Raw genomic sequence first — 19,180 nt, forward strand, 5'->3', positions numbered from 1 at the left:
GCAGTACCTAGAGGCTGAGGGTAACCTGGATGAGTATTAGAAAATGGCAGGGGCGGCTGGATTCGAACCAACGCATGGCAGGATCAAAACCTGCTGCCTTACCGCTTGGCGACGCCCCTGTATCTGTTGCAACGAGTGCCTAACACTCGATTCCTTTTAGAGCAGATTTTGCAGCTTGCGATGCAACATCGAAACGTTGCTTCCTTTTGCTACAAACCCTGTAAGGGTCTCTGTAAGAAGGGCCGAGACTTTATCAGCTTCAGCTTTGCTTGGGAAGCCCCCAAACACACAACTTCCAGTTCCGGTTAATTTTGCTTCGGTAAATTTACCTAACAAATTCAAAGCGTTACGTACTTCTGGATAACGCCTTGCTACAACCGGTAAGCAGTCATTTCGACTGTTTCCCTTGGGAACGGGGCGCACTTTAATGGGAGAAGAGTTACGTGTCAACAACGGATCTGAAAAAATTTCTGCTGTACTTACAGATACTTGCGGCACCAGCACGAGATACCACGGCTCTTCGGGCTCCACGGGGGTCAGTTTCTCCCCCACACCCTCGGCAAATGCGGCATGCCCATGCACGAAAACCGGGACGTCGGCGCCGAGTGTGAGGCCCAGTACGGCCAGGCGATCAAGGTCCCAGCCCAGTTGCCACAAGTGGTTGAGGCCGAGCAGGGTGGTCGCGGCATTTGAACTGCCGCCACCGATACCGCCGCCCATGGGCAGGATCTTATCGATCCAGATATCGATGCCGAGTGGGCAGCCGGATTGCTGCTGAAGCTTCTTCGCGGCCTTCACGATCAGGTTGCTGTCGTGGGGCACGCCTTCGAACGCGGTGTGCAGCTTGATCACGCCATCGTCACGCACGGCGAAGGTCAGTTCATCGCCGTAGTCGAGAAATTGAAACAGCGTCTGCAACTCGTGGTAGCCGTCTTCACGACGGCCCAGGATGTGCAGCATCAGATTGAGTTTGGCGGGAGAGGGCAGCGTGAGTTTTGCGACAGTCACGTTATTGCCCCAATTTACGCGGTTGCCAGTCCTTGATCACCAGCGTGACGTCAAGGTCGGTGCCGTGCAGTTTGATGCGCTCGGGCAGCCAGTAGCCGTTCTGTTGCACGTAGCTCAGGTACTCGACTTGCCAGCCGTCCTGCTCCAGGGAGGCCAGGCGACTGTCGCCATTGAGGCTCAAGCGGCTTTTGCTGTCCGGCGCGGGCAGGCCGCGCACCCACCAGACCAGGTGTGAAACGGGCAGCTTCCAGCCGATCTGCTGCTCCAGTAGTTCTTCCGGGGAGGTCGCTTCGTAGCGGCCCTGGTTGGCCACTTCAAGGCTGACTTGCCCCGGTCGACCGGTCAGGCGCGCGGCACCGCGACCCAGCGGGCCTGAAAGACGAATATCGTAGTAATCCTGGCGTTGCAGCCAGAACAAGGTGCCGCTGCCGGAATCTTTCGGTGCGCGCACCCCGACCTTGCCTTCGATCTGCCAGCCGTCAATGCTGCTGAGCTGGTCCTTGTGCTGTTGCCATTGTGCCGGGTTGCCCTGGCCTTCAACGGATTCGCGGTTGCCTACGCCCGCGCAACCGGCGAGCAGGGCGATGAAACTGAAAACGATAACGTGGCGCAAGAACATAAGCTTATAGGGTCTCGGATCCGGTCAGGCGCTTGATGGTGCCGCGCAGGATGGGGCTTTCGGGTTGTTCCTTGAGGAATTTTTCCCAGATTTGTCGCGCTTCGCGTTGCTTGCCGTTGGCCCACAGCACTTCGCCCAGGTGGGCGGCTACCTCCTGGTCGGGGAAGCGCTCCAGCGCCTGGCGCAGCAGGCGCTCGGCCTCGTCGAGGTTGCCCAGGCGATAGTTGACCCAGCCCAGGCTGTCGAGCACGGCCGGGTCTTCCGGGTTGAGCTTGTGGGCCTGTTCGATCAGCACCTTGGCTTCGGCGTAGCGCGTTGTGCGGTCGGACAAGGTGTAGCCCAGGGCGTTGAGGGCCATGGCGTTGTCCGGGTCGCGCTTGATGATCAGGCGCAGGTCTTTCTCCATCTGCGCCAGGTCGTTGCGTTTTTCTGCCTGCATGGCGCGGGTGTAGAGCAGGTTGAGGTCGTCGGGGTATTGCAGCAACGCTTGTTGCAACAACTTCCAGGCGCGTTCGCCCTGGTTATTGGCCGACAAAGTCTCGGCTTGGATCAGATACAACTGGATCGCGTAGTCCGGTTCGGCATCGCGAGCCGCGGCCAGGCGTTTCTCCGCTTCGTCGGTACGACCGTTGCTCATCAGAATATCGGCCTGGCGCAACTGGGCCGGCAGGTAATCATTGCCCGGGCCGACCTGGGCGTACTCAAGCAAGGCCGCTTGCGGGTCGTTGCGTTCTTCAGCGATGCGGCCCAGGTTCAGGTGCGCCGAGTCCACATGGCTTTCGCGCGCGACCAGCTCTTCAAGATAACCCTTGGCCTCATCCCAGGCCTTGGCTTCCAGGCACACCAGCGCGAGGGAATAACGCAGTTCGTCATCGTCCGGGTATTGCTGGACCAGATTGGCGAACTGCACCTTGGCGTCTTCCATGCGGTCCTGCTCAACCAGCATCCGCGCGTAAGTCAGGCGCAGGCGCTTGTCGTCCGGATATTTCTTGATGCTTTTTTCCAGCAGTGGAATCGCTTCCTTGCCGCGGTTGAGGTTCTGCAGCAGGCGGGCGCGTAGCAGGATCGGTGCAATCTCACCGTCTTCCGGCGGGTTCTGCTCCAGCAGCTTGAGGGCGGCGTCGGCTTCATCGTCCTGCTGCAGCAGCAAGGCTTTGCCGAAAATCAGCTGGCTGTTCTTCGGATGCTTTTGCAGCAGGCGGTCGAAACTCTTCATCAGGCCATTGCGCGTGTCCTGATCGGTATCGGCGGCTGACAGCGCAAGGAAGTCAAAATGCGTGTCGCCTTTGCCCTGCAAGACTTTTTCCATGTAGACCATGGAATCGTCATAGCGCCCGGCGCGTGCCAGTTGCACAGCGGCCGCCCGTTGGGCTTCCAGGTCGTCCGGGGCGTTTTTTGCCCAGATCAGCGAGGCGTCCAGCGCAGCCTGGTCGGCGCCCAGGTACTCGGCGATGCGAAACGCGCGTTCCGAGATACCGGGGTCCTGGGTATTGATGGCCTGGGTCACGTAGTTATCCAGGGCAATATCGAAGCGATTACGCTGGCCGGCCAGTTCTGCGGTCAACAGGCTGTAGACCGTTTCTTCGCTGAACGAGGAATAAACCTTGGGCTTTTCAGGGGCGGGGGTGCTGTCTTCCACCGGCGCTGTAGCGTCCGGCGACACGGGTGCCATGGCCTGGCAGCCGCTGAGGAAGACAAAAGCAAGGAGCAACGCGGAAGATCTATTCATATAGGAAGAGGACGACTAACCTGCGGTCGGATCATCATGACACAAGCCTTCGGCCAAACATAACCGAGTCTCAATGGATGCCTTTATAGGCACAACGTATAGGGACAATAGACGACGGTGGTTGTTCTGGATCTTTCGAAGTAGGACAATTGTCGGCTTCCCGACATCATCAGCGATAGTGAATGGCCTTTCTCGCACTCGGTATTAACCACAAGACTGCCTCGGTAGACGTGCGCGAGCGCGTAGCGTTTACGCCAGAGCAGTTGGTTGAGGCCTTGCAGCAGCTCTGCCGGCTTACCGACAGCCGCGAAGCTGCAATCCTTTCGACCTGCAATCGCAGTGAGCTTTATATAGAGCAGGAACACCTGTCTGCCGATGTTGTGCTGCGCTGGCTGGCCGATTACCACCATTTGAGCCTCGATGACCTGCGCGCCAGTGCCTACGTGCACGAAGACGATGCGGCCGTTCGTCACATGATGCGCGTGGCGGCCGGTCTCGATTCGCTGGTGCTGGGCGAACCGCAGATTCTTGGCCAGATGAAATCAGCCTATGCCGTGGCCCGCGAGGCCGGCACGGTCGGCCCGCTGCTGGGCCGCCTGTTCCAGGCCACCTTCAATTCCGCCAAGCAGGTGCGCACCGACACGGCCATTGGCGAGAACCCGGTATCCGTGGCGTTTGCCGCCGTCAGCCTGGCCAAGCAGATTTTCAGCGACTTGCAGCGCAGCCAGGCGTTGCTGATCGGTGCCGGCGAAACCATTACCCTGGTCGCGCGTCACCTGCACGAACTGGGTGTGAAGCGCATTGTGGTGGCCAACCGCACCCTTGAGCGCGCCAGCATCCTCGCCGAGCAGTTCGGTGCGCATGCCGTGCTGCTGTCGGACATCCCGGCTGAGCTGGTGCGCAGTGACATCGTCATCAGCTCCACCGCCAGTCAGTTGCCGATCCTGGGCAAAGGCGCGGTCGAGAGCGCGTTGAAGCTGCGCAAGCACAAACCGATCTTTATGGTGGATATCGCCGTTCCCCGGGATATCGAACCAGAAGTCGGCGAGTTGGACGACGTTTACCTCTACAGCGTCGATGATCTGCACGAAGTGGTCGCCGAAAACCTCAAGAGTCGCCAGGGCGCCGCCCAGGCCGCTGAGGAAATGGTCAGCACCGGCGCTGAAGATTTCATGGTGCGCCTGCGTGAACTGGCGGCGGTGGATGTGCTCAAGGCGTATCGTCAGCAGGGCGAACGCCTGCGCGATGAGGAGCTGATCAAAGCCCAGCGTTCGTTGGCCAATGGCAGCAGCGCCGAAGAGGTGTTGATGCAGCTGGCCCGTGGCCTGACCAACAAGCTGCTCCACGCCCCCAGCGTACAGCTTAAAAAATTGACTGCCGAAGGCCGCCTTGATGCGCTGGCCATGGCCCAGGAACTCTTTGCCCTCGGTGAGGGCGCGTCAGACAGCTCTTCGGATAAAAAACCGCAATGAAAGCGTCACTGCTCAATAAACTGGATGTGCTCCAGGACCGTTTCGAAGAACTGACCGCCTTGCTCGGCGATGGCGAGATCATTGCCGATCAAACCAAGTTCCGTGCCTATTCCAAGGAATACGCCGAAGTCGAGCCCATTGTGGCCACCTACACGCACCTGCTCAAAGTGCAGGCCGACCTCGAGGGCGCCCAGGCGCTGCTCAAGGACAGCGACCCGGACATGCGCGAAATGGCCGTGGAAGAAGTGCGCGAGGCCAAGGAAAAGCTCGTCGAGCTGGAAGGCGACCTGCAGCGCATGTTGCTGCCCAAAGACCCTAACGACGGGCGCAATGTGTTCCTCGAAATCCGCGCCGGCACCGGTGGCGACGAGGCGGCGATTTTCTCCGGCGACCTGTTCCGCATGTACTCGCGTTACGCCGAGCGCCGCGGCTGGCGCGTGGAAATCCTGTCCGAGAACGAAGGTGAGCACGGCGGCTATAAAGAAGTCATCGCGCGGGTCGAGGGCGATAACGTCTACGGCAAGCTGAAGTTCGAATCCGGCGTGCACCGTGTGCAGCGTGTTCCGGCGACCGAGTCCCAGGGCCGTATCCATACCTCGGCGTGCACTGTGGCGGTGTTGCCCGAGCCGGACGAGCAGGAAGCGATCGAGATCAACCCGGCGGACTTGCGCGTCGACACCTACCGCTCGTCGGGCGCGGGCGGCCAGCACGTCAACAAGACCGACTCGGCGATCCGCATCACTCACTTGCCGTCCGGCATTGTGGTGGAATGCCAGGAAGAACGTTCCCAGCACAAGAACCGTGCGCGGGCGATGTCCTGGCTGTCGGCCAAGCTCAATGACCAGCAGACCAGCGCCGCTGCCAACGCGATTGCCAGCGAGCGCAAGCTGCTGGTGGGGTCGGGCGACCGCTCCGAGCGCATCCGCACCTATAACTTTGCCCAGGGCCGGGTCACCGACCACCGAGTCAACCTCACCCTGTATTCCCTGGATGAAATTCTCGCCGGTGGCGTCGATGCCGTGATCGAGCCGCTGCTCGCCGAATACCAAGCCGATCAATTGGCGGCGATAGGTGAATAAATGACCATCATTGCCAGCCTGTTGCGCGCCGCCGACCTGCCCGACTCGCCCACCGCGCGCCTGGATGCCGAATTGCTGCTGGCCGCTGCGTTGGGCAAGTCCCGCAGCTACCTGCACACTTGGCCGGAAAAGATCGTCAGCAGCGAGCACGCCCTGACCTTTGCTGGCTACCTGCAACGCCGTCGCGTCGGTGAGCCGGTGGCCTACATCCTCGGCCAGCAAGGCTTCTGGAAGCTGGACCTGGAGGTCGCTCCCCACACGCTGATCCCGCGTCCGGATACCGAACTGCTGGTGGAAACCGCCCTGGAATTGCTGCCAGCCACGCCCGCCGAGGTCCTGGATTTGGGCACCGGCAGCGGCGCCATCGCCCTGGCCCTGGCCAGTGAACGGCCGATGTGGCAAGTCACGGCCGTCGACCGCGTGCTTGAAGCGGTGGCTTTGGCCGAGCGCAACCGCCAGCGGCTGCACCTCAATAACGCAGTGGTGCTCACTAGCCATTGGTTCGGCGCGTTGCAAGGCCACACCTATGACCTGATCATCAGCAACCCGCCGTATATTGCCGCCAACGATCCACACCTGGCAGCCGGCGACGTGCGCTTCGAGCCGGCCAGTGCGCTGGTGGCCGGCGGCGACGGGCTGGACGACCTGCGCCTGATCATCAAACAGGCCCCGGCCCACTTGAATGCCGGTGGCCGCCTGTTACTGGAGCATGGTTACGACCAGGCTTCGGCCGTGCGCGAGCTGTTGCTCAGTGAAGGCTTTGAAGAGGTGCACAGCCGCATCGACCTTGGCGGCCATGAGCGCATCACCTTGGGACGCCGCTCGTGCTGAGCGACCAGGAGCTGTTGCGCTACAGCCGACAGATTCTGTTGCAGCATGTGGACATCGACGGCCAGTTGCGCTTGAAAAACAGCCGCGCCCTGATCGTCGGCCTGGGCGGGCTGGGTGCGCCGGTTGCGCTATACCTGGCCGCCGCTGGGGTGGGCGAGTTGCATTTGGCGGATTTCGACACGGTCGACCTGACCAACCTGCAGCGCCAGATCATCCACGACAGCGACAGCGTGGGGCAGACCAAGGTCGATTCGGCCATGGGGCGGCTGAGCGCCCTCAACCCCGAGGTCGCGCTGCTCGCCCACCGTTCCGCGCTGGATGCCGATTCGTTGGCGGCAGCCGTCGCTGCCGTCGACGTGGTGCTTGATTGCAGCGACAACTTTTCCACTCGCGAGGCGGTTAACGCGGCCTGTGTGATGGCCGGCAAACCCTTGATCAGTGGCGCGGCGATTCGCCTTGAAGGGCAGTTGTCGGTCTTCGACCCACGTCGCCCCGAAAGCCCGTGCTACCACTGCTTATACGGGCATGGCAGCGACACCGAACTGACCTGCAGTGAAGCCGGCGTGGTCGGCCCTCTGGTGGGGCTGGTCGGCAGCCTGCAAGCGTTGGAAGCGTTGAAGCTGCTGGCCGGGTTCGGCGAACCGTTGGTGGGGCGCTTGTTGCTGATCGACGCGTTGACCACGCGCTTTCGTGAGTTGCGCGTCAAACGCGACCCTGGTTGCAGCGTGTGCGGGACGCAACATGGTTAACGACGCGCCCATCGGTGTGTTCGATTCCGGGGTCGGCGGCTTGTCGGTACTGGAGGAAATCCAGCAGTTGTTACCCCAGGAGTCACTGTTGTACGTGGCCGATTGCGGGCACATCCCCTATGGCGAGAAAACCCCGGCCTTCATCCGCGAACGCTCGCGCCGGGTCGCCGAGTTTTTTCGCGGGCAGGGGGCCAAGGCGTTTGTGATTGCCTGTAACACCGCGACGGTCGCCGCTGTTGCCGATTTGCGCCAGGACTACCCCGAGTGGCCCCTGGTCGGCATGGAGCCTGCGGTAAAACCGGCGGCTGCCGCGACACGCAGTGGCGTGGTCGGCGTGCTGGCCACCACTGGCACGCTGCAAAGCGCCAAGTTCGCCGCCTTGCTCGACCGTTTCGCCACCGACGTGCGGGTGATTACCCAACCCTGTCCGGGCCTGGTAGAGCTGATTGAAACCGGCGACCTGAACAGCCCGGCCCTGCGCCAGTTATTGCAGGGCTACCTCGAACCGCTGCTCTGCGCTGGCTGCGACACCATCATCCTCGGCTGTACCCACTACCCTTTCCTCAAGCCACTGCTGGCGCAGATGCTGCCCCCGAGCATCATCCTGATCGACACTGGCGCCGCCGTCGCGCGACAACTCAAGCGCTTACTGGGCGAACGCGGCTTGCTGGCCAGCGGCGCACATGTCCCGGCACAGTTCTGGACCAGCGGCGATGTGTATCACCTAAGAAATATCCTACCGACACTTTGGAAACATCCTGGAGTTGTGCGAAGCTTCGCCTCGTGAAAATTTCGTGAAATCTCGCTGAACTTCTGGCTCTACGTCAGCTTCTATAGCGAGATGGCCCGTAAATAACCAACAACTTCGTTCGCAAAGGTAGTTTCTATGAAGCGCTTGTTCTGTATGGCTGCTATTGCGGCTGTGATGGTGGGACACTCTATTACCACCCAGGCCGCCGGCCTGGAGTTCGGGCTGGGCAGCACCAGCGATTCAACGCTGACCTACCGTCTGGGCCTGACCTCGGATTGGGACAAAAGCTGGATGCAGAGCAATGTCGGTCGCCTGACAGGCTACTGGAGCGGCGCTTATACGTATTGGGAAGGTGATGACCGTGCAGGCGCCAGCAGCCTGTCGTTCTCGCCGGTGTTTGTGTATGAGTTTGCCGGCGAGTCGGTCAAACCCTACATCGAGGCCGGGATCGGCGTGGCGTTGTTCTCCCGCACCAAACTGGAAGACAACAACATCGGCCAGTCCTTCCAGTTCGAAGACCGCCTGGGTTTCGGCCTGCGGTTTGCCGGCGGACATGAAGTGGGCATTCGCGCCACGCACTATTCCAACGCCGGGATCAGCAGCAACAACGATGGGGTAGAGAGCTACGCGCTGCACTACACCATGCCGCTGTAAGGTTTAAGAAACACCGATAAACCAATGTGGGAGGGGGCTTGCCCCCGATGACGGCCGGTCAGTCAAATTATAGGTGACTGACACACCGCTATCGGGGCATAGGTATCTACACAATTTTGTAGCAGCCTACGGTAACCACGATGCGAAGCGAGCCGCTCTTGATCTTGCTCTTGATCTTAGGCGCCCCGTTAAACCACGCTGGCCGGAATTCGACAGGGATTTGGGGGGTAAACCGGCAAGGATGCCGGTTTAGCCGCCCCGCGCCATGGATGGCGCGTGGCGGCGGCCCCCCAAATCACTGTCGGATTCCGGGCACACCGAGCCTAGGCGAGGTGCCGAGTGGTGGGGCAAGAGCGTTTTGCTTACTTTTGCGCTTTTCAAAAGTGAGCCGCCGTAAGGGCGGACCCCATAGCAGCCGTTACCGCAGCAACGGATATGTACTCGCTCTGATCCAACATCCTGGTCGGCTGTCAGGCCGCCATCGGGGGCAAGTCGAATCGTCGCACCGCCCCTCCCACATTTGGATCGCGCGGCATCAGTCAGATAGCTATAGGCCGCCAGGTCGCCACGGGAGCAAGCTCCCTCGCCACAGGTTCAGGGCTACGCCAAAGTTGTGTAGATACCTATGGCTATCGGGGGCAAGCCCCCTCCCACATTTGGATCCCCACTCATTTCAGTCTCAGCGATAAACCGTAGCAATACCTGCACGCTCTTCCAGGCACTCCGGCGCCCCCATCTCGAACTCCCGGCATATCAACGGCCGAAGCTCATAGATCGTGCACATCATCGTGTTCCGGTCCAGCGCCGCACACCAGCCGTCATCCAGGCGCAGCATCACTTCGCCGCCCCAGTCGTCGGTATCGATATAGCGCTGCGGCACGCCGGTGTCGGTGATCAGCATGACTTCCAACTGGCAACAGCAGGCCGCACACGTCGAGCAGGTGACGGCGGGTTCGGTGATTTGAATGTGAGGGATGTTGGTCATAGGCGCGCAGTGTAAGCCAAGCAGGCCATGGGTGTAGGAATGCGCGACGGACGTCAGTTAGCCAGCCGCTGCATGCCGACAAACACTGCGGCCCAAAGTACCGCCAGCCCGGCCATCGTCGGCCCCAGTCCATAGCCAAACTGCACGCCAGCCAATTGGCTGCCGGCGTAATACGACAACGGCCCACCCACCGCCCCCAACAGGGCGGCACGCCACCACGGCCGGGCGCTCCAGGCCAGGCAGTGGCGCAGGGTGGTGGCCAGCAATGCCCACAGCAGCATCAACCAGAACGGAATCAACGGCCCCGGTTCGCTGAAGTGGAATACCCCCAGGGTGCGCAACAGCGTGTCGAGCAGCGTGCCGGCGAGCGTCACGCCGATGATCAGTACCCCTTCATCCGCCAGCGGACTTATCCACAGCAGGTTGATCACCAGTACCGCCAACCCCACCAGCAACCACAGGCTATCGCCGCCGAGTACGCAGGCAAACCAGCCGCACTGGAACAACGCGGCATTCGCCAGGGATTTAAGCACTGAAGCGTCCGAGCAACGGCGGGTTGATTGCCGCAGGCTTAGCCAGCAGTAACTGCGCGGTGCCAATCGTGCGCTCCATGAAGCCGCCCTCGCAGTAGCACAGGTAGAACTCCCACAAGCGCAGAAAGTACTCGTCGTAGCCAAGCTCCGCGAGGCGGCCATGGGCGCGGCGAAAGTTCTCATGCCACAGGCGCAGGGTTCGTGCGTAGTGCAGGCCGAAATCTTCCATGTGCAGCAGGTTCATGTCGGTGTCGCGGCAGACGATCTGCAGCATGTTCTGCACACTGGGCAGGGCGCCGCCGGGAAAGATGTAGCGTTGAATGAAGTCGACGCTGTGCTTGGCCTGCTCAAAGCGTTGTTCGCGGATGGTGATGGCTTGCAGCAGCATCAGGCCGTCGGGTTTGAGCAAATGCGCACACTGCTTGAAATACGTGGGCAGGAAGCGATGGCCTACCGCTTCGATCATTTCGATGGACACCAGCTTGTCGTACTCACCCGTGAGGTCGCGGTAGTCCTGCAGCAGCACCGTCACCTGACTGTGCAGGCCCGCCGCCGCGATGCGCTGCGCGGTGTAGGCAAACTGCTCCTTGGACAAGGTGGTCGTGGTGACCTTGCAACCATAATGCTGCGCCGCGTACAGCGCCATGCTGCCCCAGCCGGTGCCGATTTCCAGCAGGTGATCAGTGGGCTTGAGCGACAGTTTCTGGCAGATGCGTTCCAGCTTGTTCAGTTGCGCTTGTTCCAGGGTGTCGTCGGCGCTGAGAAATTGCGCTGCCGAATACATCATGGTCGGGTCGAGAAACGCCTCGAACAGGTCGTTGCCTAGGTCGTAATGGGCCGCGATGTTTTTCTGCGAGCCCTTGCGCGTGTTGCGGTTGAGCCAGTGCAGGCCCTGGGTGAACGGCCGCGCCAGGCGGGCCAGGCCACCTTCCATCGCATCAAGCACGTCGAGGTTGCTGACCATCACCCGCACCACGGCGGTCAGGTCCGGGCTGCTCCAATAACCGTGGATGAATGCCTCGCCGGCGCCGATAGAGCCGTTGGCGGCCACCAGGCCCCACGCCGCCGAATCCAGGATCTGGATCTCCCCCAGCAGTTGCGCTTCCCGTGCGCCGAACACTTGTCGCTCGCCGTCCTCGACGATCACCAATTGCCCATGGCGCAATTGGCTGAGTTGGCGCAACACGCCTTTGCGCAATAGCGCAGCGCTGAGGCCGTTGACGTTCAGGCGATTGGTCTTGACCGATAAGCTAGGGGATTTCATGGCGGCGGTCCTTGGTATACCCGACTGCGGTGCTGGAGACGCCTTCGGCGGCTCGGTGGGGGAAAATCGGTGTGCGTTTGAGCAGCAGGCGCAGGGCCTGCCAGTAGATCGCGAGGCAAGTTTTGGCGGTCATCCAGGGAAAGCGCCATAGATAGCGATGCAGGCTGGCGCGGTTCAAGGCCTCTTTTTGCAGGCTCAAGGTGGCGTCGAAGACTTTATGCGCGCCTTGCCAATCGGCCATGTGCACGCCGAGCCGGGCGGCCGGCGGGCTGAAGCTCATGCGGTATTCCAGGTCGCGCGGCAGGAAGGGCGACACATGGAATGCCTTGGCCACGGCGAAGTGCTGGTGTTCATCGGCGCCCAGTGCCTGGGCCGGCAACACGTAGTGATAGCGCTCGCGCCAGGGGGTGTTGGTGACTTCACACAGGATCGCCGCCAGCTGCCCGTCGGCCTCGAAACAATAGAAGAAACTCACCGGGTTGAACGCCAGGCCCCAACTGCGGGCCTGGGTCAGAAGGTAGATAGCGCCCTGCGGGGTGCGCCCCAGGGCCTTGCCGACTTCCTGGCGCACCGCGTCGCTCAAACCCAGGCCGTGGCGCGTGAATTGGCGCAGGTAGTCCTGCTGGCGAAAGCCGAACGGCGCCAGGCGGCTCCCGCCGGCCAGGGGGGAGAGCGCGAGCACCGCGTCCTCTTCGCTGAGGTCCAGGTACAGCAGGCCGATGCGGTAGCGAAAGGCATGGGCCTTGGGCGCAAACCGACGATGGGCGATCCAGCCGCTGTACAGGGCGCTGTTCACAGGGTTTCCCCAAAGGCCTGGGCCACGCGCAGGGCGCTGACCACGCCGTCTTCATGGAAACCGTTGGCCCAGTAGGCGCCGCAGTAGAACGTGTTGCGCGCGCCATGCAATTCTTCCCAGCGCGCTTGCGCGGCCACCGCTGCCAGGCTGTATTGCGGATGGGCATAGGTGTAGCGCGCCAGGATCTTCAGCGGATCGATCATCGACGTCTGGTTGAGGCTCACGCAAAAGGTGGTGGCGCTGTCGATGCCTTGCAGGATGTTCATGTCGTAGGTGACAGCGGCCTGATGCTGCTGACTGCCGCTCAGCCGGTAGTTCCAACTGGCCCAGGCCAGCTTGCGGTCGGGCAGCAGTCGGGTGTCGGTGTGCAGCACCACGTCATTGTCGGCATAGGGCAGGGCGCCAAGGATTTGCTGTTCGGCCAGGCTGGGGTCGGCGAGCAATGCCAGGGCCTGGTCGCTGTGGCAGGCGAAGACCACGCGATCGAACGTCTCGCTGCCGGCCGCGCTGTGGATAACCACACCGTCGTCGGTGCGTTGCACGTTATGCACAGGGCAGTTGAGGCGTACGTGATCGCGGAAGCTGCGGGCCAGCGGTTCGATATAACAGCTGGAGCCGCCTTCGATCACGCACCACTGCGGGCGATTGCTCACCGACAGCAAACCGTGGTTCTTGAAGAAACGCACGAAGAACTGCAAGGGGAACTTGAGCATGTCGGCCAAGGACATCGACCAGATCGCCGCGCCCATCGGCACGATGTAGTGGCGGATAAAGCGCGGGCCATAACCGCCGGCGTCGAGATAATCACCCAGGGTCATGTCGGCGCTGATGCGCTGCGCTTGCAGGTCCTGCGGCGCCTGGCGATTGAAGCGCAGAATATCGCGCAGCATGCCCCAGAACCCTGGCGACAGCATGTTGCTACGCTGGGCAAACAGGCTGTTGAGGTTATTGCCGTTGTATTCGAACCCCGCGCTCGGGTCGCACACCGAGAAACTCATCTCGGTAGGTTTGAACCTGACGCCGATCTGCTCCAGCAGGCGGATGAAATTGGGATAGGTCCAGTCGTTGAACACAATAAAACCGGTGTCCACCGCATAGCGTTGGCCCTCGACCGTCACGTTGGCCGTATGGGTATGCCCGCCGAGGCAGTCACCCGCCTCGAACAGTGTGATGTCGTGGCGCCGACTGAGCAGGTAGGCGCTGGTCAGCCCGGCGATGCCGCTGCCGATAATGGCGATCTTCACAGGTCGTCCTTGTGCGGCGGCGGGCTGCGCAACATGCGTTTGCCGATGATCAGTTGGGCCCGGTTAGGCAGCTTCGACAGCGGCCACAAGGTGGCGATGAACATGGCCGGAAAGGCGATCTCCAGCGGGCGCTTTTCCAGTTTGGCGAAGATATGCTTCGCCGCCTTGTCGGCCGACCAGCTCAACGGCATGGGAAAATCATTGCGTTCGGTCAGGGGCGTGTCGACAAACCCCGGGCTGATCACCGTGACGTCGATGTTCTCGGGCGACAGGCTGATACGCAGGGATTCGAACAAGTAGCGCAGCCCCGCCTTCGAGGCACCATAGGCTTCGGCACGTGGCATGGGCAGGTAGGTCACGGCGCTGGCCACGCCCACCAGGTGTGGCGTACGCCCGGCACGCAACAGCGGCAGCGCGGCTTCGATGCAATAACTGCTGGCCAGCAGGTTGGTGCGCACCACGTGTTCGACAATCGACGCATCGAACTGCCGGGCGTCGACGTACTCACAGGTGCCGGCGTTGAGGATCACCGTATCCAGCGACCCCCAGGCTTCGCCGATTCGTTCACCGATTTCGCGTACGGTCTGGCTGTTGGTCAAGTCGCCGGCCACCACCAGCACCTGCCCCGGATAACGCTGGGCGAGTGCTGCCAATGGGCCTTTAGTGCGCGAGCTGAGCGCCACATGGGCGCCGCTGTTGAGCAGCTCCACGGCCAGCGCGGCGCCGATGCCACTGCTGGCGCCGGTCAACCAATAACGACGGGGCGGTGTCAGGCTCATCCCATTCTCCTCTCTGGACGCGTGGGCAGGCTGCGAAAGGCGGCAAGGGCGCGCTCGCGGGAGTGTTTCAGGTCGACAATGGCGCGCGGGTAATCGGCGATGCCGAACAAACCGCCGGCGGCTTGCGGGTTGTGCACGTCCTTCTTGTTCAGCGCGGCCAGCTCCGGCAGCCAGTGCTTGATGAACAGGCCTTCGCTGTCGAATTTTTCCGACTGGCTCAGCGGGCTGAAAATCCGGAAATACGGCGCCGAATCGGTGCCCGTCGACGAACTCCACTGCCAGCCGCCGTTGTTGGCCGCCAAGTCGCCGTCGATCAGGTGCCGCATGAAGAAGCGCTCGCCCTCGCGCCAGTCGATCAGCAGGTTCTTGGTCAGGAACATCGCCACCACCATGCGCAGGCGGTTGTGCATCCAGCCGGTTTCCAGCAGTTGGCGCATGGCCGCGTCGATAATCGGCAAACCGGTGCGCGCTTGCTGCCAGGCGGCCAGGTCCTCGGGCGCGTTGCGCCAGGCCACGGCTTCGGTTTCGGGGCGGAACGCACGATGGCGCGAGACCCGTGGGTAACCCACCAGGATGTGTTTGTAGAACTCACGCCACAGCAGTTCGTTGATCCAGGTGATCGTGCCGATGTCGCCGCTTTCGAACTCGCCCTGGTTGGACTGCAACGCCGCGTGCAGGCACTGGCGTGGCGACACGACTCCGGCGGCCAGGTAGGCGGACAGCTGGCTGGTGCCGGGCTTGGCGGGGAAGTCGCGCTCGTCTTTGTAATAGCTGATCTGCTCGTCTGCAAAAGCGTCGAGGCGGCGGCGCGCTTCGTCTTCACCGGCGGGCCACAGGGCACGTAAGGTTTCACTGGGTGGCGCGAACCCTTCAACGCGGGTGGGGATGACGTCGCTTTTCACGTCGAGCCGGGCCTGGGCCTTGGGGCTTGCCACCAGGCGCGGCAAGGCACTGTGCAGACGGGTGTAACACACCTTGCGGAACTGGCTGAATACCTGGAAGTAGGTGCCGGACTGGGTCAGCACGCTGCCCGGCTGGAAAAACAGCTGGTCCAGGTAACGCTGGAAGGTCACGCCCTGGGCTTCCAACGCCTGGGCCACGGCGGCGTCGCGCCGGCTCTCGTGGATACCGTATTCGTCGTTGACGTGCACCGATTGCACCTTGAGCTCCCGACACAGCTGGCTCAATACGCCGGGCGCCTGGTCCCAGGTGTCGGCGTGACGGATCAACAGCGGGATGTTCAGGGCTGCCAGCGCCTGGCTCAGCGCTTGCAGGTTGCGCAGCCAGAAGTCGACCTTGCAGGGCGCGTCATCGTGGGCCAGCCATTGTTGCGGTGTGATCAGGTAAACCGCCGCGACCGGGCCTCGCTGGCTTGCGGCAGCCAGGGCGGTGTTGTCGTGAAGGCGCAGGTCGGTGCGCAGCCAGATCAAGTGCATTTAGACAATTCCACGCTGGAGCAATATCTGATGGGCCGACAACGGGTCTTCGGCGACGAACACGTCGGGAAGGTCATGGGTGAGTGCGGCCAACTCGGCGTGGTGGATGCATACCGTGGGGCCGGCAATCAGTATCGGGCAACCAACGCCGGCCAGCAGTTTGGTGAGTGCCGGGACCTGCAGCGCTTTGCTTGAATACAGCAGCACCGCACGCGGTTGCAGGTGTTCTACCGCCAGGGCCAGTTCGCCGGCGGGCAGCGGCCAGTCGAACACCTCCACCGGGCAGTCGGCGCTGCTGGCCAGCCAGGCACTGAGCCACAGGTGCGGTTCCAGGGGTAAGTCGGAGTGGTTGACCAGCAGCAACGGAGTGCCGTGGAGTTGACGATTGTTGTGGTAAATCCGCGCGCCAAACTTGCTGCGCAGCCAGGACAGGAAAAACACCCGCTCCATCTGCGCGCCGAATTGACCCTGCCATTTTTGTTCAAGCTCGCGAAGCAGCGGCAGCATCAACTGCTCGCACAAGGTGCGTGGCGGGTAGAGCGCCATGGCTTGGTTGAAGGCATCGTCGACCCGGCGTTCAGCCAATTCGCCAATGGCAGTGATCAAGGTTTGACGCAAGGTGTGCCATTCATTTTCCATCGGCTCGGGGTTGGCCTGGGCGGAGTCGATCAAACCTTTTACCTGGCTGACCGGCACGCCCCGATTGAGCCAGGTGAGGATGGCGTGGATGCGCTGCACATGGTCGGCGCTGAACAACCGATGCCCTTTGGGCGTGCGCTGGGGCACGATCAGGCCATAACGGCGCTCCCAGGCGCGCAGGGTCACGGCGTTGACGCCGGTCTGGCGCGCCACCTCGCGGATCGGTAACCAGCCATTTTTCAGGGCTTGGGCGATGTCTTCGCCGGTTTCGTCTTGCAGGGCAACGTTCATGGCTTAGATCGCATTACGCAGGCTGAGATTTTCCGGGTGCGGTTGCAGGTAGGCCTGCTGCGCAATGTAGCGGTCCGGGTGTTGACGAAAGTGATGCTTGAGCAGGGTAAGCGGTACCACCAGAGGCACGATGCCTTGGTGGTATTGGCCGATGATGGTTTGCATTTCCTGCTTGTCGTCGGCGCTGATCGACGCCTTGAGGTAGCCGCTGATGTGTTGCAGCACATTGGTGTGGGTACCGCGGGTGGCGCACCTCTTAAGGCCCGTCATCAGTTCGCAGAAGTAGCAGGTGGCCAACTCGTCGAGTTTGTCATCCTTGCCCATGGTGCCGAGCAACTGGCCGAGGCTTTTGTAGTGCGCCGGGCTGTGGGCCATCAGCAAGTATTTGTAGCGCGAGTGAAAGGCCAGCAGGCGATGACGCGTCAGGCCATCAGCGAGCAGTTGCTGCCAGCTGGCGTAGACGAACACGCGGGTGAGGAAATTTTCTCGCAATACCGGGTCATTCAGACGGCCGTCTTCTTCCACCGGCAAGTTGGGGTGGCGCGCGCAGAATGCCTGGGCGTAGACACCGCGCCCCCCGCCATCCACCGGTGCGCCGTTCTCACGGTAAACCTTGACCCGCTCCAGGCCACAGGACGGCGATTTCTGCATAAAGATGTAGCCGCACAGGTCGGTATGTTCACGCGCCATCGCCTGCCCGTATTCATCCAGTGGCTGGGTCACGTTGAGTTCGCGGTGGACGGTGCCCACGGCCTGGGGATTATCCGCGTCGCCGACCAGGCGAATGGTTTCGCGGGGGATGCCCAAGCCGATTGCGACTTCAGGGCACAGCGGCACGTAGTCGAAGTAGTCGGCCAGGGTCTGGCTGCACAACAGGGATTGTTTATGCCCGCCGTTGAAACGCACGTTCTCGCCCAGCAGGCAGGCACTGATGCCGATCTTGGGTTTCACGGAATGGGGCATGGGCAAACCTCTGTGAAATTCCTGTACAGGTGCGAATTACTGTACAACTAATTTCATCATAGATTTGATCTTGTACAAGTCAATTATTTTGTACAGGTATTTTCGCAGGGCTTACTGCCATCCCATTTTCCAGCTATCCGTATTCTGCAATGTTTGCCAGCCAACGCGCTCGGTTCGTCGGGTCATCACCGCTTGCAGCTCGATCTCCAGCACGGTGCCTTCCTCGTCACGAAACAGTTCGGTGACGAGGAAGTGTTTTTCCTTGTTTTTCGGCAAGGTGGCTGTCCATTTCGACAATAGCAATTTGGCCGGGTTGATGCGATTCATTGCAGGTGCTCGATCAACCGTCGCGCCGCCTCCTGGCCGCTGAGCCAGGCGCCTTCGACGCGCCCCGACAAACACCAGTCGCCGCAGACGAACAGGCCCAGGTCGGCATCGGCCAGCACGCCGAATTCATGACTGCTGGACGGTCTGGCATAGAGCCAGCGGTGTGCCAGGCTGAATGAGGGCGCGGGCATGGCGCAATGCAGCAACTCGGCGAAGGCGCCGTGCAAGTGTTCGATCACGGCCTCTTTGGGCAGGTCCAGGTGCGCCTTGCTCCAGGTGCTGGTGGCATGCAGCACCCAGGTGTCGACGGTGACGTCACGCCCCGGTTTGCTGCGGTTGCGCGCCAGCCAGTCGAGGGCGCTGTCCTGCACGAAGCAGCCTTCCATCGGCGTATCCAGAGGCGTGTCGAAGGCCAGGGCGATGGCCCAGGTGGGGTCCATTTTCACCCCGGCCACGACGCTCGCCAGTTTCGGTGCGGCGGCCAGCAGGGTGGTAGCCTGGGGCGCCGGCGTGGCGATGACCACATGGCTGAACGGGCCGTGATGGCCGCCATCGGCGTCGAGCAGGTTCCAGTGCTGGGTGCCCTGGAACACCTCGGTGATGCGGCAACCGAATTCCACCGGCAGATCATCGAGCAGGGCGCGGGTAATGGCGCTCATGCGCGGTGTACCGACCCAGCGGATCTGTTCGTCGGGGGAGGGCGTCAGTTGGCCGGACTTGAAGTTGTACAGCTGGGGTTTCCACTGTTGCGCCCAGCCATGGCTTTGCCAGCGCTGCACTTCGTTGACGAAGCGCCGATCGCGCGCGGTGAAGTACTGTGCGCCCATGTCCAGGGCACCGGCATCGCTGCGCTTGCTGGACATACGGCCGCCGCTGCCGCGGCTTTTATCGAAGAGTTGTACAACGTGCCCAGCGTCTCGTAACGCTCGGGCGGCGGAGAGACCGGCAATGCCGGTACCGATGATCGCAATGGGGACAGTCATGGGAGGCCTCGTTTTACCGTTGGGTACAGACTACGCCGACACCAATAG

20 protein-coding genes and 1 tRNA gene are annotated in these 19,180 nt (G+C 61.8%); 6 read left to right on the plus strand and 15 right to left on the minus strand.

Annotation, left to right across the window (positions count from 1 at the left end; all coding sequences use genetic code 11):
• Positions 1-44 precede the first annotated feature (44 nt).
• From C4J86_RS03710 to C4J86_RS03725, 4 genes are all read right to left on the minus strand, one after another.
• Positions 45-119 (minus strand) — tRNA-Gln (locus tag C4J86_RS03710).
• 37 nt (positions 120-156) lie between these two features.
• Entirely contained in the window at positions 157-960 is an 804-nt protein-coding gene (gene ispE / locus C4J86_RS03715) for a 4-(cytidine 5'-diphospho)-2-C-methyl-D-erythritol kinase (RefSeq protein ID WP_256657489.1), read from the minus strand.
• 49 nt (positions 961-1,009) lie between these two features.
• On the minus strand, positions 1,010-1,627 hold the full coding sequence (lolB, locus tag C4J86_RS03720; protein WP_124365751.1) for a lipoprotein insertase outer membrane protein LolB: 618 nt from the start codon (positions 1,625-1,627) through the stop codon (positions 1,010-1,012).
• Between the two features lie 4 nt (positions 1,628-1,631).
• Positions 1,632-3,356 carry a tetratricopeptide repeat protein gene (locus tag C4J86_RS03725; RefSeq protein ID WP_124361197.1) on the minus strand — a complete coding sequence of 575 codons (1,725 nt, stop codon included), beginning with the start codon at positions 3,354-3,356 and terminating at the stop codon, positions 1,632-1,634.
• A 182-nt stretch (positions 3,357-3,538) separates the two neighbouring features.
• Between C4J86_RS03725 and hemA the strand changes: the two genes are divergently transcribed.
• The 6 genes from hemA to C4J86_RS03755 all read left to right on the plus strand — a co-directional run bounded on the left by hemA (position 3,539) and on the right by C4J86_RS03755 (position 8,892).
• Positions 3,539-4,828 (plus strand): glutamyl-tRNA reductase, encoded by a 1,290-nt coding sequence (gene hemA / locus C4J86_RS03730; protein WP_124369513.1) that lies wholly within the window; start codon positions 3,539-3,541, stop codon positions 4,826-4,828.
• Positions 4,825-5,907 (plus strand): peptide chain release factor 1, encoded by a 1,083-nt coding sequence (prfA, locus tag C4J86_RS03735; RefSeq protein WP_124369514.1) that lies wholly within the window; start codon positions 4,825-4,827, stop codon positions 5,905-5,907. The genes hemA and prfA overlap by 4 nt, the downstream gene beginning before the upstream one ends.
• On the plus strand, positions 5,908-6,738 hold the full coding sequence (gene prmC / locus C4J86_RS03740) for a peptide chain release factor N(5)-glutamine methyltransferase (protein ID WP_124369515.1): 831 nt from the start codon (positions 5,908-5,910) through the stop codon (positions 6,736-6,738).
• Positions 6,732-7,487: a molybdopterin-synthase adenylyltransferase MoeB gene (locus tag C4J86_RS03745; RefSeq protein ID WP_124369516.1), complete on the plus strand. Its 756-nt coding sequence runs from the start codon at positions 6,732-6,734 to the stop codon at positions 7,485-7,487. The genes prmC and C4J86_RS03745 overlap by 7 nt, the downstream gene beginning before the upstream one ends.
• A complete protein-coding gene (murI, locus tag C4J86_RS03750; protein WP_124369517.1) occupies positions 7,480-8,274 on the plus strand; it encodes a glutamate racemase in 795 nt (264 codons plus the stop codon). Before C4J86_RS03745 ends, murI begins: the two co-directional genes overlap by 8 nt.
• A 99-nt stretch (positions 8,275-8,373) precedes the next feature.
• Positions 8,374-8,892, plus strand: a complete 519-nt coding sequence (locus C4J86_RS03755; protein WP_065888032.1) for an acyloxyacyl hydrolase — start codon at positions 8,374-8,376, stop codon at positions 8,890-8,892.
• Positions 8,893-9,571: 679 nt separating this feature from the next.
• Here C4J86_RS03755 and C4J86_RS03760 read toward each other — a convergent pair.
• The 11 genes from C4J86_RS03760 to C4J86_RS03810 form a co-directional block, all read right to left on the minus strand.
• Positions 9,572-9,877 (minus strand): YkgJ family cysteine cluster protein, encoded by a 306-nt coding sequence (locus C4J86_RS03760; protein ID WP_124361204.1) that lies wholly within the window; start codon positions 9,875-9,877, stop codon positions 9,572-9,574.
• Positions 9,878-9,930: 53 nt separating this feature from the next.
• Positions 9,931-10,410 (minus strand): DUF2878 domain-containing protein, encoded by a 480-nt coding sequence (locus C4J86_RS03765; protein ID WP_124369518.1) that lies wholly within the window; start codon positions 10,408-10,410, stop codon positions 9,931-9,933.
• Positions 10,403-11,674 carry a cyclopropane-fatty-acyl-phospholipid synthase family protein gene (locus C4J86_RS03770; RefSeq protein ID WP_124369519.1) on the minus strand — a complete coding sequence of 424 codons (1,272 nt, stop codon included), beginning with the start codon at positions 11,672-11,674 and terminating at the stop codon, positions 10,403-10,405. The genes C4J86_RS03765 and C4J86_RS03770 overlap by 8 nt, the downstream gene beginning before the upstream one ends.
• Positions 11,661-12,470, minus strand: coding sequence for a DUF1365 domain-containing protein (locus C4J86_RS03775; RefSeq protein WP_124369520.1), 810 nt, complete (start codon positions 12,468-12,470; stop codon positions 11,661-11,663). Before C4J86_RS03775 ends, C4J86_RS03770 begins: the two co-directional genes overlap by 14 nt.
• Positions 12,467-13,714, minus strand: coding sequence for an NAD(P)/FAD-dependent oxidoreductase (locus C4J86_RS03780; protein WP_124369521.1), 1,248 nt, complete (start codon positions 13,712-13,714; stop codon positions 12,467-12,469). The genes C4J86_RS03775 and C4J86_RS03780 overlap by 4 nt, the downstream gene beginning before the upstream one ends.
• Positions 13,711-14,493, minus strand: coding sequence for an SDR family oxidoreductase (locus C4J86_RS03785; RefSeq protein WP_124369522.1), 783 nt, complete (start codon positions 14,491-14,493; stop codon positions 13,711-13,713). The genes C4J86_RS03780 and C4J86_RS03785 overlap by 4 nt, the downstream gene beginning before the upstream one ends.
• Complete coding sequence (phrB, locus tag C4J86_RS03790; RefSeq protein WP_124369523.1) at positions 14,490-15,929, minus strand: deoxyribodipyrimidine photo-lyase; 1,440 nt, start codon at positions 15,927-15,929, stop codon at positions 14,490-14,492. Before phrB ends, C4J86_RS03785 begins: the two co-directional genes overlap by 4 nt.
• Positions 15,930-16,859 carry a MerR family transcriptional regulator gene (locus C4J86_RS03795; protein ID WP_124369524.1) on the minus strand — a complete coding sequence of 310 codons (930 nt, stop codon included), beginning with the start codon at positions 16,857-16,859 and terminating at the stop codon, positions 15,930-15,932.
• 3 nt (positions 16,860-16,862) lie between these two features.
• A complete protein-coding gene (locus C4J86_RS03800) occupies positions 16,863-17,822 on the minus strand; it encodes a DUF523 and DUF1722 domain-containing protein (protein WP_124369525.1) in 960 nt (319 codons plus the stop codon).
• 111 nt (positions 17,823-17,933) lie between these two features.
• Positions 17,934-18,149, minus strand: coding sequence for a TIGR02450 family Trp-rich protein (locus tag C4J86_RS03805; protein WP_124365762.1), 216 nt, complete (start codon positions 18,147-18,149; stop codon positions 17,934-17,936).
• The gene (locus tag C4J86_RS03810) at positions 18,146-19,132 is read right to left on the minus strand and encodes an NAD(P)/FAD-dependent oxidoreductase (RefSeq protein ID WP_124369526.1); all 987 of its coding nucleotides are present in this window, start codon (positions 19,130-19,132) and stop codon (positions 18,146-18,148) included. The genes C4J86_RS03805 and C4J86_RS03810 overlap by 4 nt, the downstream gene beginning before the upstream one ends.
• Between the last annotated feature and the right edge of the window lie 48 nt (positions 19,133-19,180).

The organism is Pseudomonas sp. R2-7-07, assembly GCF_003852355.1.
In the GTDB taxonomy this organism is placed as follows: Bacteria; Pseudomonadota; Gammaproteobacteria; order Pseudomonadales; family Pseudomonadaceae; genus Aquipseudomonas.